Raw genomic sequence first — 24,533 nt, 5'->3', positions numbered from 1 at the left:
CACTGTGGGGCGGGGCCGGGCAAGCCCCGCAACCCCGTCCGCGGCCGGCTCGCGGTGCGACGGGCGGCGGTCGGGGAAGCGGGTCCACCGGGCGAAGCCCGTCCTCGCCCAGCCGACCGGGCGGGACATGAAGCGGCCCCGGCCCGCGAGAGCGGAACCGAGGCCGAATCCGTGGCGGACTGAGCAGAGGACAGACGGCGCCTTGCCACGGTGGTTAAAGGCCCGTCTCACGGACCCAGTCACCCAGCGCCGTGGTCGCCGCAGCCTCCACGGCCTGGTGCTGAGTCGGCGACGCCTTCGCCACGCGGGACGGAGTGGTGTTCTCTTCCCAGTATTCGTAGACCTGCGCGAAGTCGATCCACACGGTGTACCCCATGCCTTCGACCTCCACGTAGGTCTCCGGACCAAGATCGGCGTCGAACCACTCCCTGACCCGCGCGGCGTCCCTGAACGCGAAGTCGGCAATGTCGATGGGGAGTTCCATCACGGGGTTTCCCTTCCTGGGGTGGCGGGGCCGGTCGGCATGACGTCGCCGGTCTTGGCGGTGGGGGCATCGGAGAAGCGGGTCCACCGGGCGAAGTCGTCCTCGCCCAGGGCGGAGGAGAACCAATCGGAGTCGGGGGCGTTGTTGCGCAGGAAGCCGAAGGCGCGCTGGCCGGCGCTGGGGCGAGGGTGGGTGGTGACGTACTCGCACTGGAAGGTATGCGTCTGCTCGGGCGCCTTGTAGCCGTCGCCGTCGTAGTAGCGGGCGCCGGGCACGAAGAAGTCGACAGGCGCGGTGTCGGCGCCGGAAGTGTCCTCGATGCGAGCGGTGACGGCTGCGGGGCGCGGGCGGGGTGTGGTCACAGTCGGGCTCCTGGTGTGGTGGACGACGGGTGTGGCCGGGCCGCGCGGGACAGGAGGGGGATCCGCATCCATCACACGGCCCGACCCGGCCGGGCCGGTCGCTCACAGCGCACGAAGGGGTTCGTGGCGGGCGTTCCCGGCTGATGTGACTCTCGCAGACGGCCGGGTTAGCCCAACCAGCCCCAGACAGCGGGCCAGCCGACCGGCTCCCGGTGCCAGGCGGGCGCGCGGCGGGCGCCCGGGCCGGGTCCCGACGCGGCGGTCGGGTGACGGGCTGGCGCCGACGGGCGAAAGACGCGGGGGCGGCCAGGAAACGCGGACGCCCCGGGCCGCTGCTGCGGGCCGAGGCGCCGGTGTCGACTACGGCAGAACTCAGTCAGGCGCGGGCGATGCGGGTCTTCAGGCCGTAGCCAGACTGGTGATCGCACTCGCCGGTACGAGCCGCTTCGAGGAGGACGTCGCCGATCTGGAAGCCCTGCCAGGACCAGATCTCGGAGAGGTAGCGGTCGAGTTCGCGGGCGGTGAAGGTCTGGGACCAGCCGAACTCGCCGCCAGGGTGGCTGTGGGTGAAGGTTGCGGCCGGGTCGATGCCGTACTTCAGGATGCCATCATGGATGGTCACCTCGACGTCGGCCGTTGCGTGTGCTCACGGGTCAAAGGTCAGAGCCGGTGTGGCCCGAGGAGGTTGCCTCCCTCGGCGTACACCTTCCGGCATGCCGGGCAGGTACCTTCCGCCGGATCCGTGGCGCGGCCGGAACCGTCCGCGAGGTCGGTGCTCATCCCGCACAGCGAATTGGCTTCGGCAGGCCGCTCGACGTTCCACTCTTGGTAGGCCGGGCGGTGCAGGTGCACGAGTGGGCGGAAACTACGTACCGGCCGAGCCCGCCGGCGGAAGCGAGACGCGCGGGTGGGCACGAACCGGACGAAGTAGTATCCGTCCCCTTCCAGCGGAAAGGCCAAAACTCCCTGCTGGAACAGGCACTCCACGGCGGCGCGGGCAGACGATTCATCCGTCCCGTGCCGAGCTCCGAGTTCCTCAATGCATGGCAGCGGTGTGCCAGGAGGGAACTCGTCCTGGCGAATCGCCTGGTAGAGCTCTTTGACAATGCGCTCGCCTTCGGCAAGGTAGCGGATGCGGGGCATCACGGGCTCCTTCGTGAGATACGTCAACCATAAAGCGCGGCGCTGTTAGCCCCACAACCCCCGGGCACAGACAACCAAACTTCGCCGCGGATCGCCGAGGGGCCGGCAGCGAGGAACACGACGCACCGACCGTGCGGAGGGACGGGCACAACAGACGCCGGGCAAGACCGCCCACATGCAGACGCACGCGAGACGCACGGGCATGAGGCGGCCCCGGGACCGGGACCGGGACCGGGATAAAGCGAACGACAACAGACCTGTACCCCTGCGAGTTCAGGGATACAGGTCCGCAGGCCAAAGGGCCTTTGCCTTCCATGCGGGGCGGAGGTTAGTGGTCGGTGCCGAAAGTGAACGTGGTGCCGCCTGGGACCTTCAGGGGCTTGTCCTTGGGGCCCTTGATGGTGAAGGGGACGATGTCCTCGCGGTGCTGGTGGAACTGTTGGGCGCGTCGTTGAGGTCGTGGTGGAGGTGGGGGTTGGTGCACGTCTGGCGGCGGTAGGGCGGGACGGGCCAGCGGCAGGACCATTCGACGGTGCGGCGGCCGTCGGACGCGGCAGCGTCATCATCGTTGGCATCCTGTTGGGAATTACGGCGCACCCACGTGCTTCTTGAGGATCGCCACGGCCGCGTCAGGGCCCCCGACTTGCTGAACCAGTTCACCGAGTTCGACGGGGACGACGGCGGCTTCACGGGTGCCCCTGCTGGTCAGGAAGTAGACGCGCCTGAGTAGCTGCACGGCGTTGTGCAGCTTGGAGATGTTGGCGCGCGCTTCAGCGATGGGCTGATCTTCCTTCTCTGTGTCCATGGAGACGAGATTACCATCGCGGCTTGATGTACATGAAGACGCGATGTACATTCGGGGTAGGCGGACCACGAAGGAGCTGAACATGTTGATGAAGATCGAGCCGGCGGTAGAGGCCTTGCCCCGCGAGGACCTCGACGAGATCGATGACTGCACCTGCATCGAGTACTGCAACGAGGACCCGAAGACGGCGTGCGGCCTCTCTGGCAGCCCGCACGTCCACCCCGAGGACCCGAACCACCCCGGCGCATACGGACCGTGCCCCGTCCACCCGGGGCGCCCCGGCGACCACTGAGAGGGTGTGGAGAACCGATCAGCCCCGACGCCGACCCGTCGGGGCTGATTCATGTCCGCACTCAAAATGAGCGGCACCAACCTCATGAGATGGCACAGCTAGCGCCGCCAGTGCCGTCGAGGGCATCGCAGGCTTCGGCTATCCGGGCGGGACATCACGGGGAGGAGGGATGTGCGGACGACCGAGCGCATCGTCGCGGACGGTCGACACCTGAGCTCGATGCGGCCAGCCTTGCTCATGCCGCTCTGGCCGGGGAGGGGCGCGAAAGTCGCAGGCCGTGCTTTGTATCGGCGGGGCCTGCGGCGTGTGTCTGGCGTGGATTTCGGTGGAGCGGCGGGTCTGGCTCCTACGTGCCGCGCGGAACAGACCACTCAACGTCGTCGAGCAGCGCGCCGATGCGGCACTCCATGTATCGGTCGGCGATGGTGAGCCACCGGCTGGCGTGAGCGGGCAGGTTGGCGGCTGGGTCGGCGTCCAGACCTGTCTCGGCCCACTGGACTCGGCTTACTACGCGACGAGCGTGGGCACGTACGGCGTTGACCCGGTGGCGACGGTCGAAGGGGATCGTGCCACGCATCCAGTGCGCTCGACTGATGTCGTCGTACGCCAGACCGCTGGCTCGAAGCAGCGGTTCGAGATCGACGGTGCCGCTTGCCGCGTGACGCCTGTATGCGGTTGCGCACTCGAGGATCACCGACGTGGCTCGGTAGGCCAAGCGGTAGCGCCACAGGGGGTGGGCGAAGGCATGGCCGACGGCGCACGGGATCGGCTCGGTGCGGCCGAGTTCGGCGAGCGCGGCCGCCAACTGGTCGGGGATGTGGAGGTCGAGATGCCGGGCCGTCAAGTGGGCGCTGATGCGGGTGAGGAGCATGGCGCGGGGGTCCTTCGGCGGCGGGTTGGTGGTGCCGGTCGGTGGGTGGTGCCGGTCGTGCCCGGACGGGGCGGTGTCAGGCGTTGAAGCCGAGCGACTTGGAGTACTCGTAGGCGCCCCAGTCGGATCCGATGGCGTCGCTCAGTTCGTTGATCCAGGCGTCGTCGAGCGGTGTCTCGCTTCCCTTCTCCCAGGCCCCGTCGGCCCAGGCGGCGACGATGTGGTCCCAGCGCCTGATGTTGATCTTGCGCATGTTCTTGTCGGGGCGCCGGTAGCGCCGTTGGACGAACGTGTCGTCGGCGGGGTGGATTTCCACTCGGGTGCCGCCGCCGGCGTTGAGTCGCTGGAGGAGGTAGCGGGCCACGTTGTGACGGCGCATCCGCCGGTATGTCTGGTCGATCAGGGCGAGGTTGGACGCTTTGGGCTCCTGGGTACCGTCCAGCCAATTCGTCAGGGTCTTGGGGCTCGGGTTGAGCCCTTCGCTGACCATGAGGTTGCGGGCGTGTTGGGAGCGGGTCATGTAGCGCAGGCGGGCGGCGAGGCCGCGGCGTGTTGTCACCGGAGAGGTGATGCCGCCCCCGAGGGTGTCCAGGACGTGCGCGGCAGCGAGGCTGCTGCGCACGCCCCTCGCGCCGTATTGGCCGAAGTCGATGTTCCTGCCGGGCACTGCTACGCCTCCGAGCCGATCGTGAACGTGCGCTGGTTCTTGAGCTTGACCTCTGTCACGCCTCGTCCTTCGGGGAAAATCCTGCGTCCCCGCGCGTCAACGGCTGCTCGCCAGTCGCCGATCACGTGGAGCTCGTCGGTGCCCATGACCCTAACGACGTGCAGCCCGGCTGCGTTCGCCTTGAACGCTTTCTCCCAGAGGTTGGAGAACGCGGCCGAGCGGATGATGTGCATCCAGTCGGGGCGGTGCAGGTCGCGGTTGTAGTTCGAGTCGCCCATCGTCGACACCAGCTTGGAATACATCGCCTTGACGTACTCCAGGGCCACCGTGTCGTTGCCGGTGATCGCCTCGGCCCGCACCTGGGTGAGAGCGGCGCGTACGTATTCCAGGAGGTGCTCCGTGCTTCCGCTGGTCCAGGACTCATGGATCTCCGGAGGGGCACACAGTCGGCCGTACTTCTCGGAGGCCGCACGGTTCAGCAGTCGGAGGGTGGCTTCTGTGATCCACAGTGAGCCTTCCTCTTCGCGGGCGCCCAGGGGGTTAGGCAGGTGTGCGTGCGTCCACTCCCCCGGTGTGACGAGGTGGAGCCCCGACCTCTTCTGCTTCACCGTGTCGATGGGGCCTTCGCTGTGGACGAGTTCTCCGAGCGGGAGATGCGTCTTGAGGGCGCTCAAGTAGGCGCCGTTAACGTCAAGTTCGTCGACCGTGTGGCTGCCGGGTGGCAGGCTGTCCCATGCGCGGCTCCACTTGGGGCGGGCTTCCCAGATCTGGTCGGGCTTGTCCTTCGTCGGCTTGTTGAGAATCTCCGGCAGCCACGGGAAAGCCACGACGTCGTAGCGGCCGCCCTTGCGGGTGATGTCGAGCAGTTCCATCGCGTGGGGGATGGCCTTGCGGATCAGGAAGGCCTGCGCCGCCTCGATGTCACCGTCGTGCTTCTGCAGGGCGTTCTCAATGTTGTTTCGGAGGAATGCCACGCCCGCGTCCTTGGTGTCGCTGCGTTCCTGGCGCGGTCGGGCGGGCCGCTCCGGGCGCGAGGTGCGCGGCTGCCGGGGTACCTCCGGGGCGAAGGTCGGTGAGGGTTCGAGGTCGCGCGGCTCCTGGTCCGCCGTGACATCAATCGGCGATGTCCGCGCCTGGGCGGCTGCCTTCGCCGCTTCGCAGTCGTCGGCGGATACATGCTGCGGGAACCCTTCGAGTGCGGTGGTGGCCGGGAGTCCGCACAGGACACAGGGTTCCGGTGTCGGCAGCTCGGCGACGTCATCAACTGCATAGGGCGCAGACTCGGCACGCTGTGACTTCGGCGCTTCGGTGGAGGTGGGCTCGGGGTCGGTCAGTGTCGGCTCGGCGGCGCTCGCGGTCTTCTTTGAGGTGGAGACGAGCTCCGTCACCGTGCTTCCCTGGCTGCTGGCGTAGGCCTCGCAGGCGGTCTCCGCTCCGGCGAGGAGCGCGAGTGTCGGAATGCCGAAGTGCAGGGCGATGGCGTCGGCTTCGTCGAAGCTCCACGGGGAGCGGCCCGATTGGCGTCGACTTACGGCGTACGTGGGCAGGCCGATGCCGTCGGCCAGTTGGTTCTGCTTCTGGCCGGCGACGGTGAGCAGGAGTTCGACGGATCCCCTCAGGATCTCAAGAGTGCTCTTCGGTGTCTCCAGGGTCGGCATGCGACAACCCTAGCCCAAAAATTGCCTTCAGTGCAATCAAATTGCACTGAAGGCAACTTTTTGGACCGGGGGGCCGGCCTGGTGGCCCCCCGGCATGCTCCGTGGCGGTTCACGGCGCAGCCCGGGGCGGGCTGCCGCCGGGGCTCTGGCCAGGCGTGGGGGGATGCTGGCGCTGAGGGCGCTGCGGGGGGTGTTGCCCCCCTGTCGCCACCGGGAAGGTGCTGGCCGGGCGCAGGACCGTGCTCATCTTGACTGACAGCTGACCGATCCCTTCGACGACCTGGGCGACCCGAAGCGGGTCCAGTGCCGTGAAGGCGGACTGGCCGTGAACCGGGTCGAGGCCGGCGAGCGTCTCGTTCAGGCGAATCAAGGTGCGCATTCCGGGCGCCGCCGCTTCCACTGTTCTGGTTCGGTCCTGTTCGGCCGCGCTGTTGAGGTCGGCCCATTCCTGCACTGCCCCCGCCCGCGCTGCCGCGGTCGCAGCGGCGGTCAGGAGGCCTTCCTGTTCGAGTGCGATGAGGCGTGCCTGGTCGGCTGAGGCGTCGGGTTGGTTCCGTTTGGGGATTACTGCGGCAACGGAGGCAAGGAGCGGCTGAGCGCGGATGACGCTGGCGTAGACCTGCGCTGCGTGCTGCGCGGCGGCATCCATCCAGTTGTGGTCATGGGCGCCGGTGACGCGTGCGGTGAGTAGTTCGAGAACGTCCTGGGCCCGTTCGGCGGCCTCTGGCAATTCGGGGCCGCAGGCGGCGAGGCTGTTCCAGTCGCCGACGAGGACATTCTCCTTGGCGTCGTCGTACGGAATGAGCAGGTCGGCTCGGTTGTACGCTGCGCTGGTGCTTCGGGCCTGGTTGCGGATCTCGTCCGCGGCACGCCTGGAGATCCCGGTGCGTGCGGCCACCTCGGTCAGCACGTCCTGTTCGGGCAGGACCTCGGTGTCGGCAGTGATCAGGATTCCCCAGGCGCGGCCGACCTGTTGCGCGCTGTCGAGGGACAGCGGGATATGGTCGCTCGGCATCCGCCCGATGAGCCACTCCGCCTGGGCATGGACGAGGGCCTGGGCCTGTTCAGCGCCTTCCCCGTCCAACAGCCGGTTGACCTGAGCATCGAAGCGGGCTGAGTCGAGTAGTCGCCCTGGGGCAATCGGGCCGTCGGGGTGCTCGAGGATCTGGCGGGTGCGGGAGTGGTCCGTGGTGAACCACTCGATGGCGTTCTGAACGTTGTCTTCGGGCGGCCGGTCGGCGTCGCCGGCCGACTGCCGAGCGTCGGACTCGTCAGCAGCCACGGGGTGCTCTCTGGGCTGCGCCTGCCGGGATCATGCGATGTTCGCCTGCTGCGTGCCGTACCGGCTGGGCTCCGGCACGGACTGCTGGTGATAACGGAGCGCCTCGCGGGTTGCCTGCTGGAATTGCTCGCGGCTCTGGTCGATGAGAACACGCGGATCGAGCGTCTCCTGCGCGGCCGCCTGAACGGCGGTGCTGGCGTCGCGTGCGGTGCGGCGGACCGTCATGGTGACGAGGTGGCCGGCCGCCTGGTCGGCAGGGGGCACCTGCAGCGTGCGCGCGGCGTAGCCGATGGTGTTGAGCTCCTCGAGGTCCAGTGCCGGAGCGCCGTCGTAACGGGCCAGCTGGTGCGCCTGGTTAGTCAGGAGCCAGGGATCCTGAGCGGCATGCGGGGGCAGCGACTTGATGGCGTTGAAGAGGTACCGGTGCTCGCGTTGCGTGAAGTCCTGTTCGGCAAGGGACCGGCTGGGGCCGTCCCGGTGCAGCTGGCTTGGTTCCTGCATGAGCGAGATCAGCACACGGCGCTCGGTGACCTGGGATGTGTAGCTCGGCTGTTCCTCGTTCTTCCCAGGTGCAGGCTTCGCAGCCTGTTCGGGTGTGCTGTAGCCGGCGAGGTTGCGTGGCGCCTGGTCAAGACGCTCCGCGAGTTGATTGAGGACGTACTCGTTGGTGCGGAGATCGAGCCCGACCTGGTACAAGGAGGCATCGGACAGGCCGTAGTCGCGGACGCGTCCTGCCAGGTCCTCGACGGCGGCGGGAATGCTCGGCTCGAGGATGAAGCTGACCGCGTACCCGGCTGCGTTGTCGGGGTTCGGGCTGTAGTCCGGAGCGCTCGCTTCCGCAAGGTAGGTAGCGATGTTGGCGTTGGCGTTTGCGTCCAGGCGCTCCTTGGCCGCCGGGTCACCGGTGGACCGGTGGTAATCGTTGTAGTCCAGGCGCGTTGTGATGTGTTGGATCATCGCCGCGGCCCGCTCTTCCGGCATGAGGGTGGGGTCGATGGCTGCGGGGAGGGCTATGGCTGGGTCGGGCCCGGTGACCAGGGCATCCCAGATCTCGGCGGTCGCCGGGTCCCCGAAGTCCTGGGGCTGGAGCCAGTAGGCGGAGGAGTCGGGGGAGGACGGCGTGTAGCGGAACTGCACGACCCGGGTCGGGTCGTTGAGGATGGCGCCGATGACTGCCAGTTCCTTCTTTCGCGCGTCACGGTCGTAGCCACGTCCGCGGGCGAGTTCGAACGGGACGTTTTCGGTGGTGGAGGGGTGCTGTGCTGAGCGGGCGGTGACGTAGGCGTCGTGCCGTGTGTGGTCTGCGTTGCTCGGCCATGTGGGCTGTGCCATCTGACGGACGGCATTGTGGACCCCCGCCCAGTACTCCGAGCTGTTCAGAGCCGCCTGCGCGCTGAGGTCCCCGGCAGCGGCCCGCTGCTGGTAAAGGATCCCCATTCTGGCCATGACGGCATCTGCAGTGACCGTCGCGGGATCAGCCCGGGGGAAAGCCTGCAGCCGCTGCTCGATGTCGCTGAGGCCGCCGGACAAGAGTGCCTGGTAGGCGTCACCGAGCCAGGCGGTCTTGAAGTGGTCGGACCTGAGCCAGGGCTGGGGGTCCGAGCGGTTCCAGTCGACAAGTTGGTTCACTGCGGCCTTGTCGCGCAGCAGGCTGCTGAGGACGTTGAGCTCGTGCTGCGGCGCCCCGAACTGATCGTTGTTCACGCAGACCCCGCTTCGAACCGGGCGGGCTGCAGTTCGGCTTCCGCGTCGGGACGGAGTCCAGACGCTCTCTCTGCCGCCGTGGCCGCGGTTGCTGCCCGGAAGCGCTCGGCGTGGAGGTCAACCTGGGCGGATGCATCTTCGTCGAGGGCCACCCAGCCCAGTTCGCTGACCCGCCACCAACGGTCCACATAGCGGACGGGGCTGCCCTCGAAGTGGCCGAGAGCATTGGCCTTTCCGTCCGCGAGTAGTTGCTCCATCGCCGCGGTGGGCATCGGTGCGTTTAGGACCCGCTGCTGTGCCGAGTCCCTGAGGAGCTCCATGCGTTCGGCCCAGGTGAGGGTGGTGTTGCCGGGCTCGGCCATGGTCGGCTCCGTTCGACGAGGACGGTGGACTGAATGCAGGCTGCGCCGTTGCCCACCGGCCAACAAGCCGGAATCGGAGCGCGGTCCAGGGGATGAGTGCACCGGGTCTGGAAACTTCGTTGTGCGTCCCACCCGGCGGGAATTGAGCATGATCGCGGCGATCCGGCTGGCCCCAGCGGACCCGGTTCACGAGGGTGTTGGGGCCAGTTGGGACCGAGAACGGTAGTTGGCAAGACGGGTGTATATCCGTGCAGGTCACAGGGTGTGTCGAGAAGGCTAGTTGGCGGATCTTGAGAGGGATAGTTGGCAGATCTTGCCTCCGCCGACAGAGCGGAGATGCCGTCGCGGCAGGTCAACGCGTCGCAATCCGCTCACACGCCACGATGTGCCAACCGGCGCGCTCCATGTGCCATCTATGAGTCTCGGTCGCACCAGTGGTCTGACGGCCGGCGCGGAAGGTGTGCTTAACTGGTTGCGGGACCAGCCATCTCATAAGCTCATCCGACGAGTTGAGCACTCAAATCCTGCGCCTTCGCGGGTGCGGGTATGGCTGGTCTCTCCTTTTGGATGCCCTCAGACTTCGTGTTGGCATCTCACGACCGATGTCGGACCGCCGTCGGATGCGAGACCGGTCGTGAGACAGCGCAAGTCACAGGCTCGACGGTTCGCGCCGATCAGGGCGGACCGCCGACCGGCCCACGGCCTTGAGACTCGAACGTCCGACGCGGCCTGGGGCTGACGGAAAGCCGCAGGCCACGAGGATGGTCTCCGCCACGAGCTCTACACGTCTGTTCCAGCCGAGTTGAGGCCGCAAGGCGCCCCTGACCTACCAGCGTGCCGACTCCCCGGCACGCGACGGCTGCCTGGGGGCCGACCCCCAGGGGCTGGTGAGATGGCAGGGTTTTGCGGCCCCCGGGGCGCGTGCTGATGCCCGCACGGTTGTGGAGTTCACGAGACCCCCCAGGCGAGGTCCTCGTCGGCGTCGACCTGAGCCATGATCAGCACGGTGAACACCCCGCTCCCTGGTTGCCGTCGGCGGCCCACATCCGCAACCGGTCGTAAACGCCGTACTTTTTCAGGGCAGATACACCCGCTGAGCCCCTGTGTGTGACTTGAACGCGATCGCGTCAATCGCCTCTCGGTGATCCCTCCTGCAACTACCCCGCACCGGCGTCCGGTCTGGCAGCAACGGCTCGATCGCGCCCGCTGCGCATCAGTCACCGACGCAACTGAGCCAACGATCCGAGGATCTAAACGAAACGCCCCAGGTGCTGGGCTCTGCCGTTCTCACGCCTCGTCACGTATTGCGGCGGTCGACGATGCGCAGCGGTCGCTGAACTGCGTCCGCGAAGGCGCCGGCAAGCGTGAGCAGGGTGCGAGAAGCCAGAGAGGGAACCCCGTGAGCCGGCCGAGTGCCGTCACCGAGTGCGGCACTCATCAGAGCAAGACCAGCTCCGTACAGGGCTAAGGCAGGGAGGTCGCCATGGATTGCAAAGCTCATCACGGCTGGAAGCAGCGTGAGCGCGCTGACGGCTCCGAGCACCCAGTCGATGGCGCAACGGAACCAGAGCCACAGCATGGCGGCACAGATGATCCATTGGACGACTGGCAGGCCGTCAAACTTATCGAAACCCAGATACTCCGGTGAAGTGAATGTTCCGAGCAATGACACCACGGAACCGGCAAGGAACATTGCGTCGTGGAGCCGGCAGGCGATCGCTGCGAAGAAGAGGAAGCCCATGGTGCTCTGCAGCATGGTCTGCTCCCAGCAGCTCAGGTTCATGGCGAACGCGGAAACAAGCCACAGGAGGCCGAATGCGAATCCGAGGGTGATCCGCATGCCCTTGAGCGTTCGACGCAACCACGAGGAATCGGAGGTGAAAGATTCACCTGTGCAGACTGCTGCGAGCAGGAGCGCTGCAAGACCGCAGATCTGGAAGAAGGGTTCATCGTTCTCGTATGAAGCCAAATCGTCGTGTGCAAACGGGTCGTTGATCCAGGCCCTCCATGCGAGCCAGGAGAACAACCCCACCAGCAAACTCGAGACCAGGGTCATTCTCCAAGGGCGCCGGTCACCCAATGACGGACCGTCCGCCTGAGGGCTGGCGGAGATGATGCCAGGAAACCGTTGCGACAGGATCTTCGACAGTTGTGACGTCTGATCCACTTGCGAAATGGGTTGCCCCGGGCTGTGTGCCGCCCCCGCCTCGTCTGCGTGACGGGTGGGGCGTTTGGCGATGATCTCGTCCCCCACTCCCTTGAGTGAGGACTGCGGCTTCGGCACGCCTTCCGGAATGATGTCCAGAGCGTGGATATACACGTCCCTCACCGCAACCGAGTTGGCGTGCGGCGACCTCGGCGAAGCCTCTCTCAATGCTTCAACAAGTGCACGGGTGAAAGGGCTTGGGCTGCCGTGCATCTCCGCGTCGCGTGCTGGTTCGGTGGCGCCGGATGCCGTGATGACGAAACGGCCTTTACCGTTGCCGTCGAGCATCCTGGGAGTGACGTTCGAGGTGTCCCCCTTAAACGCACCGGAATGGCAGCAGTCGAGGATCACGATGCGGCTGCGTGCTGGAGAACTGTCCAGCATGTCCGTGAGATCCTCACCCGAGAAGCTGGTCGATCTCAGTTCATGAAGTGCGGTGTTGCGGGCACAGAGGTGAACGTTCGCCCGCCCCTTCTTCCCATGTCCGCTGTAGTAGAACAGCACCACGTCGTCAGGGCTGCAGCCACCGAAGAACCTCTCGGTCGTTCGGGAGATCTCATCCTTGTCCGCATCGAACAGCACTTCGACGTTCTCCGGTGTGAAGAGTCCCGTCTCGAAGTCCGTGAGAGCAGACCACATCGCCAGCCCGTCCCGTATCGGCCCGTTCAGCCTCGGCAAGCGTGTCGGTTCGAGTGGAAAGACTGCATTGCACACCAGCAAGGCCCGGTACATGGCACTCCCGCCCCCTATGATCGGCTCAGCGTACTCGCTTGGCGAGGGTGAGAGGGGCGAGTGATGTCGAGCATTGAGCTGGTTGTCCAGTTGGCCGTGGAGGGGGTCGATCCCGATCATTCGTTGGTCGAACAGGCTCAAGCCGAGTTCCGGGAAGACGCCGACGACGTAGCCGGTCTCCTTGTCGAGGAGCGCGTCGCTCCGGTCGCAGGTGACAAGGGTGCGCTGACCGAGCTGGCACTCCTCTTCACGTCATCCCGTGCCGGCTCCGCCGTAGTCAACCTGATCAAGGTGTGGCTGGAGCGGGATCAGAAGCGATCGGTCGAAGTAACGGTGACCAAGCCGGGTGAGCAACCTTTCGTCGTGCGGGCTTCCGGCGAGAAGATCTCGCTGAGCGTCCTCGAGGAGAGCTTGAAGGCTGCGGTGCAGGGAGCAGCACAACCGACATCTCCCGGATCTAGCGGGGACTGAGCAGGCGGGCGAGAGCGTGAGTGCAGCGGCGCCGCGGGAGGGCTAGAGCCTGTCGTTTGGATCAGCTCGGCGTCGTGGGCCCTGGCACGCGCATCTGCTGCGTTGTCGTCACTCGCCGTCCCCCTCCGCCCTGCACATGAAGGCACCAGACCCCGCTCGGCTCTGCTGCGACGCAACTGCAGCCGAGCTGATCCAAACGACAGGCTCTAGTTCTAGTTGGGCAGCTGCGGCCTGGCGAGACGGCGCGCTGTCGGGGCTGGCCTCAGCGGCGTGACCACCTGGTCCAGCGGCCGGTTGTCAGGCGCTCGGTGATCAGCAGAAGCGCGAGGAACATGACGAGGAGGCCAAGGGCCTTGGCCAGCTCGACGCTCGGGCCATCGTGGGCGACGAGCAGGATGCCACTGGCCAGCAACATGACGACGGCGCCGAGGGTGAGGACGACCTGGAAGAGCACCGTTAGGGCGCGCATGATCCCACCTCCTCTGCCGTCGAAGCTCTTGCGCAGGTTGCGGTTGTTGTGCTCGCGACAGAGGGACTGTAGCAGTCCGATGAGGGTGGAGGTTGTCAAGGTCCGACGGGCCTTGACTTTCCCTTAGTTGCTGAGGTTTCCGAGACGTTCGGCGATCTGGGCGCGCATGGTTGCGGTGCGTTCGGGGCTGGCCACCTCCAAGAGCATGTTGACTAGGTCGGAGGCGAGTGGTCCGGCCTCGTGCAGAGGTAGTTGCATCCACGCCTGGGCCGCGTTCTGCGCGGCAACCTGGGTGCGCCGCCTGCCCGGCCCCAGGCGGTCAAGCCAGGCGAGGGCGAGCCAGTTCCATGAGGCGGTGGCGAAGGCGTACTCGCCGCTCAGATAGGCCAGGTCGGCCCGGAACTGTGCGGCCTCGAGCGTCCCGGGGGCGGTTTCTCCCTGCCCGGCCGTGAGGTGCCGCAGGATGTCGTCGGCAGCGGCTATGGCCGCGTCGAAGTCATGGGCGCGGCCGGCGGCCTGGGCAGCGGCGAGCCGGTCGAAGAGGGTGCCGTTCTGCGCAGCTGGCACCGGCTGGAGGGCTGCAGGTTCGGTTCCGGCGGCCTGGGTGGTGCCGTCGGGCATCACCTGCATGGCGAAGTGGGAGCTGCTGCGCTCGTCCCGGACCTGGACGAGTACCGGCAGGCCGCCGCTGGCGGCCTCCATGTGGAGGACGTGAACGACGACCTGTGAGGGATCAACTCCATCGGGGACAACCTGTGGTTCGTTGTCGATGTGGAGCTGGCCGTCCTGGCTGATGTGGACCTGGTAGCGCGGGCTGGTGTGCATGGCGTTCGGCCCGCAGCGTGGTGCTGCGGGCACTACCTCCTTCGGGTGAGTCAGAGAGAGAGTCCGTGGCTGCGGAGATAGGCGACGGGGTCCATGTCTGAGCCGTACGCCGGCCCGTTGCGGGCTTCGAAGTGCAGGTGCGGGCCAGTGACGTTGCCGGTAGCGCCCGAGACGCCGATCTGTTGGCGAGCCTTGACTTTCTGCCCCTTGGTCACGGTGATTTTTGAGAGGTGGGCGTAGTGCGTGTACTTGCCGTCGCTCATCTTGATCACGACGTTGTTGCCGTATGCGCCGCCCCAGTCGGCTTCGACGACCGTGCCGGTGCCCACAGCCTGGACGCGGGTGCCAGTGGGCACCGGGAAGTCGATGCCGGTGTGCCTGCCGGAGGACCACATGCCGCCGCCGGTCCCGTAGGGGGTGCTGACGCGGGAGTTCTCCACGGGGAGCGACCAGGCACCCCTGCGGTTGGCGTCGGTGGCGTTGCCTGCGTTCGCTACCGCCTCGCAGCCAGAGGTGGTGGAGAGCACGGCGCCCTTGCCCCAGCTCTTGACCGCCAACTCACCTGCGGCCTTTTCCCACTTGGCGTACGCCTCGGGGAGTCCGGAGCGCTGCACGTTCTGGGCGGCCTGGGTCAGCGGTTTGGTCTGCCACTTATCGACGTTCTCCAGCCGCTCGTAAAAGGAGTTGCTCGCATAGACGGCGTCCGTGACCTGCGCGACCGTGCCCCAGCCCTGGGAGGGGCGCTGCTGGAAAAGGCCCTGTGAGTCACGGTCTCCGTACCGGATGTTGCGGAGCATGGATTCCTGGATTGCGGTGGCCACGCCGATGACGGCCGCTCGGGGCGGCAGGCCGCGGCTGCGCGCGACGTTTGTGATGACACTGGCGTTCTGCTTCTGTTCAGCGCTCCAGTTGACGCTCTGCTGCTTGCCCTGAGGGTTGAGCGGCACGGTGACCTGCCCCCCGGGCGCGGGGGTTGGTGTGGCCTCCTCCTTGTTGGCTACCTGCATGGCCGAGGTGGTGGGTGTGCAGGAGTCCTCCCAGTCTGGTCCGCCCTTCGGCCCGCCGGCGCCCAGCAGGAGCGGAAGGCAGAACACTCCAGCGCACATCGCCGCGACACCACCCGCGGCAACGCGTATGGCTGTGCTCATGTTTCGATCCCCAGTCGTCGATGCGCATCCCGCCACGAGGGACGGAAACCGCAATTCCCGTGCCATGGGGTGGGCCCGATCCACCGGGCGTCCCAGGGCTGCGAATGCGCCACTGCATAGCCGTGGATTGCGCGGCTAGCGTCTGCGCCGAGTGAAAGCAGCAGGGAATCGACAACTCGCGCTGAATTCTAAGGCATTGGGTAGCTGATGCGTCAAGGCATCGGCGCGGGAGGCGTTTTAGCCGCCTCCCGCTATTCGGCTGAAGAAAATTCGCTGCGCCGTGGACGCTTCTTGCTGTCGACGACCGGATGTCCAGGTCCTTCACACGGACTGGGGCAGGCTTTCGCAGCCTGGGAGGGATTCGTGCAGGTAACACAGCAGGTAGTTGAACTGGCCGCCGACGGCGGAATCGGCAGCCTCGTCAACGGGATATCCCCAGACTGGGGGCCCTTTGGTGCACTGCAGACGAAGGCAAGGATCATTGTTGGGGTGATTATGGCCGGCGCCATTCTCTTCCTGCTTGGAAGCGCAGTAGTGGGTGCTGTTCATATCCGGGTAGGAGGTCAGCAGCACAACACGATGGAGACCAAGAAGGGGCAGACCATGGTCTCTAGCTCTCTTCTTGGCCTGTTCACCATCGCGTCCATGGCAACTCTCTTCACCATCGTCTACGGGTTTGGAATCTAATGGCCGGGAATCAGAAACAGACCGGTACGCGGAGCCTGACGGCGAGGGCGTCGGAGGCTCCCGGGGTCGGAACAGCATCCCCGTGGCGCAGGGCGAAGATCGGGGCGATCATTTTCGGTGTCGTCCTGGCGCTCGGGCTGGCGCTCACGTTGTTCGGCGGCGGTGGGGGGAGTACGGACGACAAAGGATCGTCCCGGCCCCCCTCGGGGTCCACGTCTACGTCCCAGGCCGGCGGCAGCGGTCCCGGTGCCAGGGCGAGTTCCGTCAAGAATGGCGTCCCAGTGGGGTATCCGCGCACCAAAGACGGTGCTGCGGCGGCCGCAGTCAACTACCAGGTTGCGCGGTCGACCCCGGGGTATTTCACAGACGCAGCGCTTCGGCAGCAGGTACTCAAGGCCGTGATGACTTTGGCGGCGCTGCCGGGTCAGCAACAGCAGGACGATCAGATGGCCGAGGGCCTGATGGCGTCGCTCGGGGTGACCGCGAAGACGGCGCCCGACATGGTGATGCGTGCCGCCTCCCTCGGATCCAGCGTGGCCTCCTACTCGAGCGACACGGCGACGGTCCGGGTCTGGATGAGCGAGGTCGTCGGGGTCCCCACCGAGAAGTCGCAGATGCCCGTGGCGGGCACCTGGTCGACCTACACGCTGATTCTGCAGTGGCAGGACGGCGACTGGAAGGTCGCCACGATCGACCAGGCAGACGGGCCCACCCCGCTGGTCGCCGCCGATTCGTCTCCGTCGTCTACCAGCGACTTGCGGCTGGCGAATGAGGAATTCGATGCTCCGCGCTATGCAGGCTGATTTCACACGGCGGCGAATTGCGCAGGGGGTCATTGCCGCAATGTTCGCGGCCTCGATCGTCGTCGTCGGGCCATTGGCCCCCAAGGCAGAGGCCATTCCTGACTCGCTCAATCCGTGCAACGCACCGGGCGGTAGTTATGTGTGCGACAAGGCAGAGGAGGGCGCCGATTGGCTGTATGACAAATCCGGGGCCGACTCTCTTGTAGAGGGCGTCAGCGGGGTTGTCGATTTCGCCACTGACCCGCTCGGCTACATGGAGCAGAAACTGCGATCCGGAACGCAGGGGATGTTCGAGGCGTTTGGCGAGGCGCTGACGGGCAAAAAGCCCGACACGTCAGAGGAAGGCCAGGGCGCAGGGAAGGACGAGGGGGAATAGTTGTGATTTTGACCGGGACGGCGATTGACTGGGGAAACTCCGGATTCCTGCGCCTGTACGGGCTCGTCTTCGGGCTCGCTACGGTATTCACCATGGTTATGTGGCTGGTCTCGGTCGTGAAGCGGGTGGTGCGTGGCGTGCCCCTCGGTCAGGCTGCGATGGAGAACGTGGGCTACTTGCTAATGTCGGTTTCTGTAGCGGCATTTGCTCCCGTATTGGTGGCCTACACGGTCGATTTCGTGGACAGTGCCGCGGAGGCAATTCTTGGTGAATACATTGCCGAAGTATTTGTCGGCGGCCTGGCCATATTCGTACTCCTTTCACTCATCGCGTCAACTGGCTTCGGATTGATTATCGCGATACCCATCCTGTTGATGCTGCTGCTCGCCCTCTTCGGTCTGTGGATCATGCTCGTCGTGCGCAGCGCGATGATCATGATGGGGCTGATTTTCGGCCCCTTGGTCTTCTCCGGCCTGGTGGACAAGGATTTGTGGGGCCATACCCGCAAATGGGTCGGGATCATGGGCGGTCTCATTGCAAGCAAACTCGGGATCTACCTCGCGCTGGCCCTGGCCGGAGCGATTCTCGGCGGCGCGACGGACTACAAACACGCCACTTTGCCGCAGGCGATCGGCGGCAGCATCACCTTCCTCGCCTTGTTCGGCATAGCGCTGTTCATGCCCTTCCAAATCGCCAAGTGGCTGCCGTTCGTTGGTGACGAGATCCAAGCCATGCACCAGGTCAAGGGTGAAGCTGTGCAGCAGGCCACGGCGGTGGGACAGAAGCACGACGACATGATGACCCGGGCAGCCGACAAGAAATCTGCCGGCGGTGGCGCCGCCGGCGCGGGATCCGGTGGCGCTACGGCTGGTGGCATCGGTGCTGGCGCGGCCGGTGCGGCAGGAGGCCCGGCCTTGGCGGGCGCCATGGCCGCCAAGCAGGCCATTGACACCGTGCGCGACCAGACGATCCAAGCGGCACAGGACGGCGCCAACAATGCTTCCGGCGACGGCGATCAGCAAGGCAGCGACAGCAAGGGCGGCAGCTCCGGGGCAGGAGGCAACGGCGGGTCGGGCGCTGCCTGGCGCCCGGCGCCTCCTCCGCCTCCGCGGCCGGGGTCGCGGCCGGGGTCTCCGCCACCGCCGCCCACTCCCCCGCCGCGGCCGGGCGGACAGACATCTCCGCCGCCTTCTTCGCCGCCGCCTCCAGGGCGGTAGCGGCCCCTCCTCCCACACTCCATGAAAGGGATCACGATGGACCGCGTCTTCTCGTTCCCCCGACCGCGTCCACGCGGTCTGCTGGGGCGCCGCTTCGAGATGGACGAGCAGTTGGTGCTCCTCGGCGGGATCGCCCTGTCTGTCGGCCTACTTGCCGCATTGCCCGGGGTCCCCTTGAAGATCCTCGGATGCCTCGGCTCCGCGGGAAGTTGCGTCTGGGCAACGATGGTCCCCTACAAGGGACGCACCTTCCTGCGCTGGTTTGAGATCCGCCGCTCCTACCGGCGCCTGCTGCGTGACGGCAAGCTCCTCTACCAGTCGACGGCCCCGCTGTCGGGCCGGCGCCGAGACGGCACACCGGCGCCGGTCGCCCAGCCCGTGGGTGTGCCTGAGTCCCTGGAATGGATCACGGCTAAGACCGCTTACGGCGACATCGCGGTGCTGCTCCAGCCCACCGAGAGCATGTTCGTGACCTGCATCGAGGTGGAGGGCGCCAAGAACTTCGGCGGGCTAGACGGCGCGGACAAGGAAGCACTGATCGGCGCCTACGAGTACCTCCTCAAGGAAACCGCCGAGTCCGGCGGCCGCATTCAGTACGTGCAGTGGCTGGCACGGCTGCTTCCCACCGACCCCAACGCGCACGCCCACGACGCCGCCGCCCGGCGGGAGCCGGCAGCGCCGTCCTGGCTCAGCGACTCCTACGACCAACTGGTCGACATGGTCTCGGTCTACGCAGAGGACCGGCGCCTCTTCCTCGTGCTCGGCATCCCCTACACGCAGGATCTGGCCGCAGAAGCCCTTCACTACCAGACCCTGCACGCCGGGTACGCCGAGGTCCTGGGCAAGGAGGTCGAGCAGTTCATCCGGGCCCTGTCCAGTGCGCAGCTGCGGTGGGTCCGCAACCTGGACGAAGCCGGGCTCGCCTCACTCATCCACCACACATACGCACCCGACCACTGGATCAACGACACCCGGGGCATGGACCGCGCGACGTGCTGGCCTGCCGAAATGGACGCCCGAGAGCCCACCCGCATGGCTGCCCGCAGCTGGGAGGGCGCCGACCCCTGGTACACGAGCACCGCGTGGATCAAACAGTTCCCGGTGTTGCCCGTCGGAATCAACTTCCTGGCCCCGCTGCTGCTCTACGTGTCCGACGTGATCTTGACGGTCGGCGTGACGATGCGGCTCCTGCCCGCGGACGAGGCCCTCGGGGACGCGATGGCTGACGTGACCAACGAGGCAGGCCAGGCCGACAACACCCCCGGGAAGATCGCCGACCCCCGTGAGGAGCGCGAGTTGGGGGCGGCGGCCTCCACCATGCACGCCTTGGCCAATGGAGCCGCAGGTATCCGGCTGACGGGGTGGGTCACCGTCACGGCGCCCGACCCTGAGCTTCTGGTGCAGCACCGCAACACCGTCCGGGCGGCCGCGGTCAAGGCACAGCTGGCCCTGGAGTGGTGCGACTCCGAGCAGTACCGCGCCTTCGCCAACACCCTGCCCCTGGTCACCGGACTGCTGAAGGACTGAGGCGCCATGCTCGAACTCGTACGCCGCCAGTCCCAGACCAGGCGCCGCGCACTGCGCACCACCACGGCCACCGCGTCCAGCCTGTACCCAGCGGTCGGAGCTCCGTCCTCGGATCCGCGCGGGGTGATCATCGGTCGAGAGATCTACTCCGGCAAGGCCTACATCTACGACCCGTTCGTACTCTACGACCCCAGCGCCCGCGAGCGGCTACCCAGTGGCCACGCGCTCGTCCTGGGCAAGTCGGGTTTTGGTAAGTCGAGCCTCGAAAAGTGCTACGTGCTACGGCAGTTGCGCTTTCGGGACCGGTCCTTCTGCATTCTCGATGCCCAGGGCGAGGACGGCGTCGGAGAGTGGGACAGCATTGCGCGAGCCCTGGGTGTCACCCCGATCCGTCTCGTGTATGGCGGTGAGGACGGCGAGGGAGTGCGGCTTAACCCGCTGGACCCACGGATCCCGGGGCAGTACCAGTTCAAGATCCTCTGCTCCATGGTCGAGATCATCGGCGGCCCGCTCACCTCCGAAAGCGAGTTTGCTCTCTCTGTTGCCCATAGCGCCGCCCAGGTGCGCGCCGGGGCGGAAGAACGCGTCGCGGTTCTGTCCGATATCCACGATGCGCTCACCAATCCCGAGCCGGCCATGCTCGGCAAGCGCCAGATCGGCGTCGAGGAGATGGTCGTCTGGGGACAGCCGGTCAGCCTGGCGATGGACCAGTTGTGCAGCCCGAGCCGGGACATGGCCGGGCTGTTCAACGGGCCCACCACCGAGGGGATCGACCTCGATGCACGCTTGATCGTCTTCGACCTCACGCGGCTTCCGCGTGAAGGCGAGGCCATGCCGCTGCTGATGAGTGTGATCGGCCCCTGGCTGCGCTACGCCTGGATCAAGACCGGTGACAGCATCAAACGCACGCTGATTGTTGAAGAGGCCTGGCACATCCTCTCTCACCGCCCTGTAGCCAGGCTCTTTGAGGAATTCGTTCGCTACGGTCGGCGCCTCGGCTTGTCGTTCTGGGCGATCTTGCATCACCTCGGCGACCTGATGGTCGAGGAGGCCCCCGAAGCGGCAGCGATCTTGAAGCTCACCGCCACCCGGGTGCTGTACCACATGGACAAAGCCGAGGCCGATATCACGGCCGACTACCTACAGCTGGCCGACTGGGCACGCGAAGCCCTGGTCGACGGCGCCAGCCGCTGCTCGCCGGGCCGGGCCGTGTGGCAGGTGGGCAACCGGATACACCTGGTGGAACACATCCGCAGCGCCGCCGAGTCCGAGCTGACCAACACCAACCTCAAGATGACCGAGGCCAGTTCGGGGGGCCAATCACCCGCGGCACCACTCATCTCGATGCGAAAGAGCGCCGCGCGATGACCGATTCGATCCTCACCGTCCGCCAGCGGCGGCCCTTCCCTCCAACTCATCTCCGCACCTGGCGCCGAAGCACGACTCCCAGCGTGGTCCGTTCCGCCGGGGGCCGCGCGATAGCCACCCGTGGGGGTGCACCGTAGTGGCCAAGGTCGTCACCCCGCACTCAGGCAACCGCATGCACGTCTACAAGGACGCCTGGTGGATTGCCCTATGCTTCACCGCAGTTGCCCTCACCCTCTGGACTTGGGCGGCCGCCGTCCTCTCCGGTCTGCTCGCGCACGCCAGCCCCGCCCTGGTGTCGTGGAACGAGACGGCGGCTGCCATTCCCGCCCTGCTGGCCGATCCACTGCAACCGCAGAATGCCTACCAGGCCCGGGCCGGGGTGGGCGGCCCGTTCGCCTTCTATCCGCCCTTCCTCGCCGCGGCTGTCGGCACCTGCTGGGGAGCCCGCGTCGGATGGCGGCGCTGGCGCTCGATGCGGGACGAGGGCACCGACGGACTGGCCACCAGCTACCAGTTGGAGGAGGCCATGGGCGAGGCCAAGGCCCTCTCCCGACTCGGGGCGCTGCGCCCGAGCCTGGCCACACCAAGGCCCTCCCTCGATAAGACGGCCGGATCCGCCCGGGCACTGCCGTGGCGCTCCAGCGCGCCGGTGAAGGCGACCGATGTGCCGGTGACCGAGGTCGCGGTGTTCTGCGGCACCGCGATTCCCACGGGCATCAAGCTGTACATCCCGTTGGAGGAGACCGTCTTGATCGTCGCCCCTCCCCGTGAGGGCAAAACATCCCAGCTGATCATGCCCTGGATCCTCGATTTCCCTGGCAGTGTGCTGGCCACCTCCTCCAAGACCGACGTCCTGTACGCGACGGCCAAGAGCCGCGAGAAGTACGGGCCCGTCATGGTCTTGGATCCGACAGGCCTGTCGAACTGGCCGCTCCAGCTGCAGTGGGCCATCACGGACGGCTGCGAGGACTTCACCGTCGCCCGCAAACGCGCAGAAACCCTCACCGGAACTGCAAAATCGGATGAAGGTACCAAGAACGGCGGCTACTTCGTCATGAACGCCCAGATGCTCATGACGTGCTGGCTCCACGCCGCCGCGCTCGAGGGCCTGAGCGGGATGGACATCCTGCGCTGGGCCACCGCCCCCACCGAACGCCAGCCGGTAGACATCCTCGCCTCCCACAACCAGCCCAACCTCGCTCGCGCCCTGGCTGCCCAGCATGCAGCGGCGCCCGAAGAGCGCTCGGCCAGCTGGCGCACGGCTGAGCAGAGCATCCTCGCCCTCTACGACCAGAAGGTCGCCGCGATCTTCGGCGAATCGGCCCGCGACGAGAAGAACTTCTCCATCACGAAGTGGCTCATCGAGGGCGGCACCGTCTTCCTCATCGGCGAGGAAGACGAGGGCTCCAGCCTTGCGCCCATCCTGGCAGCCTTTTCGCGGGCCATCCTCGACACCGCCAAGGTGATCGCGGCCCGGATGCCCAATGGCCGCCTCGATCCGCCCCTCGCGCTGCTCGGCGACGAGCTGGCCAATGTTGCGCCGCTGCCTCAGATTCCCAGCCTCATGTCCGTCTCCGGCTCGCAGAACATCTTCCTGGTCGCCGTGTTGCAGAACCTCGCTCAAGCCCACGAGCGCTGGGGGGAGTTGGGCGTCCGCAAAATGTTCGCGGCCGCCACCATCAAGGTCATCTTGGGTGGCGTCTCGGACGAGCAGGAGCTGAAAACCTACTCCCAGCTCGCAGGCGAGTTCGAGGAGGACACCGAGAGTGTGTCCGACGACGGCGACCGCGCCTCGATCAGCATCTCCACCCGGCGCCGGGCCGTGCTCGAGCCCGGCGACATCCGGCAGATCAAGGAGCGCGAGGGCCTGGTCGTGCACCGCCGCACACCGGTCACCCGGGTCAAATTCGAGCGGATCCACGAAGGTCCCCGTGCGAAGGAGATCAGCGAGGCCACAAAGGAAGCCCTGAAGAAGGTGAACAGCCATGCCGCCACCAGCTGAGTGGTCCAAAGGCGTCCTGCAGTCCATCCGTGAAGGGCTGCTCAGCCTCGCGCAACGCAATGCCCGCTTGGAGGAAGACTCCTCATCCAAGCCCGGTCAGCCCCTCCGCCAGGACAAGGATGCGTTCGGGCCTCTCTGCGACGTCCTCGATCTCCATCGCGAGCGACACCACTTCCACGCCTGCCCCATCCGCCTCGAGGACGTCCGCTACCCCGGTCCTGCGCGGCCCCACTGTCCGGACGAAGTCACCGCCTTCGCCGAGCGCCCGGCCCAGCTCGAGGACTGCGGGCCCCGTATCCCCCTGCTGGTGATCTCACCCAGGACCTCCGCTGCGGCAGTCTGTGCTGTGCGAAGCCGCCGGGTGCGAAGGGCGGAGCCCCGTGCCTGATCCTCTCGGCCCGCTCTTCGACGCTCTGGAGAGCATCAACGGCGAACTCACCGGATTCGCCGCCCGCCTGGCCCGACTTGAGGATGCCGGGGCCGTGCGCGGTGCATCGAAACAGGGCGCGTCCGGTGAGGACGGCGACAGCGACAGTAAGCGCGTCCCGGGCGCGCCCATCGTGTGGCACAAGGTCAAGGAGGACGAACGCGCGGAGCTGTGGGGTGAGTTCACCGCATGGGTTATTCGCATGGCCGACGTGTACGAGTTGACCACGGAGCAGCTCCCGCATGCCTGCTGGTGGGAGCACGGCGCCGTAGTGGCGGAGCTGACTGCGCTGTGGACCGGCTGGGAGTCGGCCTACGGCAGTGAGGAGGACGCGGCCGCCGGCCCCTACCTTTGGCATGATGCCTGGTCACGCGGTATCGAACGGATCGGCCGCAGCTGGCTCGGCGAGTGCACCAACGGATACCACCAGACCAAGTCGCGCACGGTCTGGGGCACCGACCCCGCCTACCGAAAGAAGATCATCGAGGCCGGCCCGCCTGGAGCCAGCACCGGTGGACCGGCCAAACCTGAGACTGCGTAATCCCGTCCGACGTCCGCGGAACCGAACGCCGGCACCCGGCTTTGTCGCCAGGCCCGATGGCACCTGGACAGGTCTAGATCACTCGATCCCTTGCCGCTTGTGAT

At 66.7% G+C, this 24,533-nt stretch carries 25 protein-coding genes; 10 read left to right on the top strand and 15 right to left on the bottom strand.

Annotated features, from left to right (window positions below; translation table 11 throughout):
* Positions 1-214 precede the first annotated feature (214 nt).
* From ACFWM2_RS33470 to ACFWM2_RS33450, 5 genes are all read right to left on the bottom strand, one after another.
* The gene (locus tag ACFWM2_RS33470) at positions 215-487 is read right to left on the bottom strand and encodes a hypothetical protein (RefSeq protein ID WP_383287769.1); all 273 of its coding nucleotides are present in this window, start codon (positions 485-487) and stop codon (positions 215-217) included.
* Entirely contained in the window at positions 484-846 is a 363-nt protein-coding gene (locus tag ACFWM2_RS33465) for a hypothetical protein (protein WP_383287767.1), read from the bottom strand. Before ACFWM2_RS33465 ends, ACFWM2_RS33470 begins: the two co-directional genes overlap by 4 nt.
* Before the next feature lie 376 nt (positions 847-1,222).
* Complete coding sequence (locus tag ACFWM2_RS33460; RefSeq protein ID WP_383287765.1) at positions 1,223-1,468, bottom strand: hypothetical protein; 246 nt, start codon at positions 1,466-1,468, stop codon at positions 1,223-1,225.
* A 38-nt stretch (positions 1,469-1,506) separates the two neighbouring features.
* Complete coding sequence (locus ACFWM2_RS33455; RefSeq protein WP_383287763.1) at positions 1,507-1,989, bottom strand: hypothetical protein; 483 nt, start codon at positions 1,987-1,989, stop codon at positions 1,507-1,509.
* Between the two features lie 586 nt (positions 1,990-2,575).
* The gene (locus ACFWM2_RS33450) at positions 2,576-2,794 is read right to left on the bottom strand and encodes a prevent-host-death family protein (RefSeq protein WP_383287761.1); all 219 of its coding nucleotides are present in this window, start codon (positions 2,792-2,794) and stop codon (positions 2,576-2,578) included.
* An 82-nt stretch (positions 2,795-2,876) separates the two neighbouring features.
* On the opposite strand from ACFWM2_RS33450, the gene ACFWM2_RS33445 reads away from it, so the two are divergent.
* Positions 2,877-3,086, top strand: coding sequence for a hypothetical protein (locus tag ACFWM2_RS33445; RefSeq protein WP_383287759.1), 210 nt, complete (start codon positions 2,877-2,879; stop codon positions 3,084-3,086).
* A gap of 346 nt (positions 3,087-3,432) precedes the next feature.
* On the opposite strand, the gene ACFWM2_RS33440 is transcribed toward ACFWM2_RS33445, so the two are convergent.
* The 7 genes from ACFWM2_RS33440 to ACFWM2_RS33410 form a co-directional block, all read right to left on the bottom strand.
* Positions 3,433-3,957, bottom strand: a complete 525-nt coding sequence (locus ACFWM2_RS33440; protein ID WP_383287757.1) for a hypothetical protein — start codon at positions 3,955-3,957, stop codon at positions 3,433-3,435.
* A gap of 76 nt (positions 3,958-4,033) precedes the next feature.
* Positions 4,034-4,624, bottom strand: coding sequence for a transcriptional regulator (locus ACFWM2_RS33435; protein WP_383287755.1), 591 nt, complete (start codon positions 4,622-4,624; stop codon positions 4,034-4,036).
* A 2-nt stretch (positions 4,625-4,626) separates the two neighbouring features.
* Positions 4,627-6,282 carry a hypothetical protein gene (locus ACFWM2_RS33430; RefSeq protein WP_383287753.1) on the bottom strand — a complete coding sequence of 552 codons (1,656 nt, stop codon included), beginning with the start codon at positions 6,280-6,282 and terminating at the stop codon, positions 4,627-4,629.
* A gap of 109 nt (positions 6,283-6,391) precedes the next feature.
* Complete coding sequence (locus tag ACFWM2_RS33425) at positions 6,392-7,564, bottom strand: hypothetical protein (RefSeq protein ID WP_383287751.1); 1,173 nt, start codon at positions 7,562-7,564, stop codon at positions 6,392-6,394.
* Positions 7,565-7,594: 30 nt separating this feature from the next.
* Positions 7,595-9,268 (bottom strand): hypothetical protein, encoded by a 1,674-nt coding sequence (locus ACFWM2_RS33420; RefSeq protein ID WP_383287749.1) that lies wholly within the window; start codon positions 9,266-9,268, stop codon positions 7,595-7,597.
* The gene (locus ACFWM2_RS33415) at positions 9,265-9,630 is read right to left on the bottom strand and encodes a hypothetical protein (RefSeq protein ID WP_383287747.1); all 366 of its coding nucleotides are present in this window, start codon (positions 9,628-9,630) and stop codon (positions 9,265-9,267) included. The genes ACFWM2_RS33420 and ACFWM2_RS33415 overlap by 4 nt, the downstream gene beginning before the upstream one ends.
* Before the next feature lie 1,297 nt (positions 9,631-10,927).
* Entirely contained in the window at positions 10,928-12,568 is a 1,641-nt protein-coding gene (locus ACFWM2_RS33410) for a caspase domain-containing protein (protein WP_383287745.1), read from the bottom strand.
* Positions 12,569-12,631: 63 nt separating this feature from the next.
* Here ACFWM2_RS33410 and ACFWM2_RS33405 point away from each other — a divergent pair, with 63 nt between their 5' ends.
* Complete coding sequence (locus ACFWM2_RS33405; protein ID WP_383287743.1) at positions 12,632-13,039, top strand: hypothetical protein; 408 nt, start codon at positions 12,632-12,634, stop codon at positions 13,037-13,039.
* Positions 13,040-13,301: 262 nt separating this feature from the next.
* Here the strand turns inward: ACFWM2_RS33405 and ACFWM2_RS33400 are convergent, their stop codons facing one another.
* From ACFWM2_RS33400 to ACFWM2_RS33390, 3 genes are all read right to left on the bottom strand, one after another.
* Positions 13,302-13,508, bottom strand: a complete 207-nt coding sequence (locus ACFWM2_RS33400) for a hypothetical protein (RefSeq protein ID WP_383287741.1) — start codon at positions 13,506-13,508, stop codon at positions 13,302-13,304.
* A gap of 123 nt (positions 13,509-13,631) precedes the next feature.
* Positions 13,632-14,366: a hypothetical protein gene (locus ACFWM2_RS33395; RefSeq protein WP_383287739.1), complete on the bottom strand. Its 735-nt coding sequence runs from the start codon at positions 14,364-14,366 to the stop codon at positions 13,632-13,634.
* Positions 14,367-14,383: 17 nt separating this feature from the next.
* Positions 14,384-15,481 carry a M23 family metallopeptidase gene (locus tag ACFWM2_RS33390; protein ID WP_383287737.1) on the bottom strand — a complete coding sequence of 366 codons (1,098 nt, stop codon included), beginning with the start codon at positions 15,479-15,481 and terminating at the stop codon, positions 14,384-14,386.
* 207 nt (positions 15,482-15,688) lie between these two features.
* On the opposite strand from ACFWM2_RS33390, the gene ACFWM2_RS33385 reads away from it, so the two are divergent.
* The 8 genes from ACFWM2_RS33385 (at position 15,689) to ACFWM2_RS33350 (ending at position 24,429) form a co-directional block, all read left to right on the top strand.
* Complete coding sequence (locus tag ACFWM2_RS33385; protein WP_383287735.1) at positions 15,689-16,168, top strand: hypothetical protein; 480 nt, start codon at positions 15,689-15,691, stop codon at positions 16,166-16,168.
* A gap of 281 nt (positions 16,169-16,449) precedes the next feature.
* Positions 16,450-16,971 (top strand): hypothetical protein, encoded by a 522-nt coding sequence (locus tag ACFWM2_RS33380; protein ID WP_383287732.1) that lies wholly within the window; start codon positions 16,450-16,452, stop codon positions 16,969-16,971.
* A complete protein-coding gene (locus ACFWM2_RS33375) occupies positions 16,961-17,347 on the top strand; it encodes a hypothetical protein (protein ID WP_383287730.1) in 387 nt (128 codons plus the stop codon). Before ACFWM2_RS33380 ends, ACFWM2_RS33375 begins: the two co-directional genes overlap by 11 nt.
* Before the next feature lie 2 nt (positions 17,348-17,349).
* Positions 17,350-18,564 (top strand): hypothetical protein, encoded by a 1,215-nt coding sequence (locus ACFWM2_RS33370; protein WP_383287728.1) that lies wholly within the window; start codon positions 17,350-17,352, stop codon positions 18,562-18,564.
* A 36-nt stretch (positions 18,565-18,600) separates the two neighbouring features.
* Positions 18,601-20,091, top strand: coding sequence for an SCO6880 family protein (locus ACFWM2_RS33365; protein WP_383287726.1), 1,491 nt, complete (start codon positions 18,601-18,603; stop codon positions 20,089-20,091).
* 6 nt (positions 20,092-20,097) lie between these two features.
* Positions 20,098-21,459 (top strand): ATP/GTP-binding protein, encoded by a 1,362-nt coding sequence (locus ACFWM2_RS33360; protein ID WP_383287724.1) that lies wholly within the window; start codon positions 20,098-20,100, stop codon positions 21,457-21,459.
* Between the two features lie 136 nt (positions 21,460-21,595).
* The gene (locus ACFWM2_RS33355; RefSeq protein WP_383287722.1) at positions 21,596-23,461 is read left to right on the top strand and encodes a type IV secretory system conjugative DNA transfer family protein; all 1,866 of its coding nucleotides are present in this window, start codon (positions 21,596-21,598) and stop codon (positions 23,459-23,461) included.
* A gap of 380 nt (positions 23,462-23,841) precedes the next feature.
* Positions 23,842-24,429, top strand: coding sequence for a hypothetical protein (locus ACFWM2_RS33350; RefSeq protein WP_383287720.1), 588 nt, complete (start codon positions 23,842-23,844; stop codon positions 24,427-24,429).
* Positions 24,430-24,533: the final 104 nt, after the last annotated feature.

It is taken from the genome of Streptomyces sp. NPDC058371 (genome assembly GCF_042723265.1).
Lineage (GTDB): Bacteria > Actinomycetota > Actinomycetes > Streptomycetales > Streptomycetaceae > Streptomyces.
The sequence above is the reverse complement of the archived record's forward strand: the minus strand, read 5'-3'. Positions and strand labels throughout refer to the sequence as shown.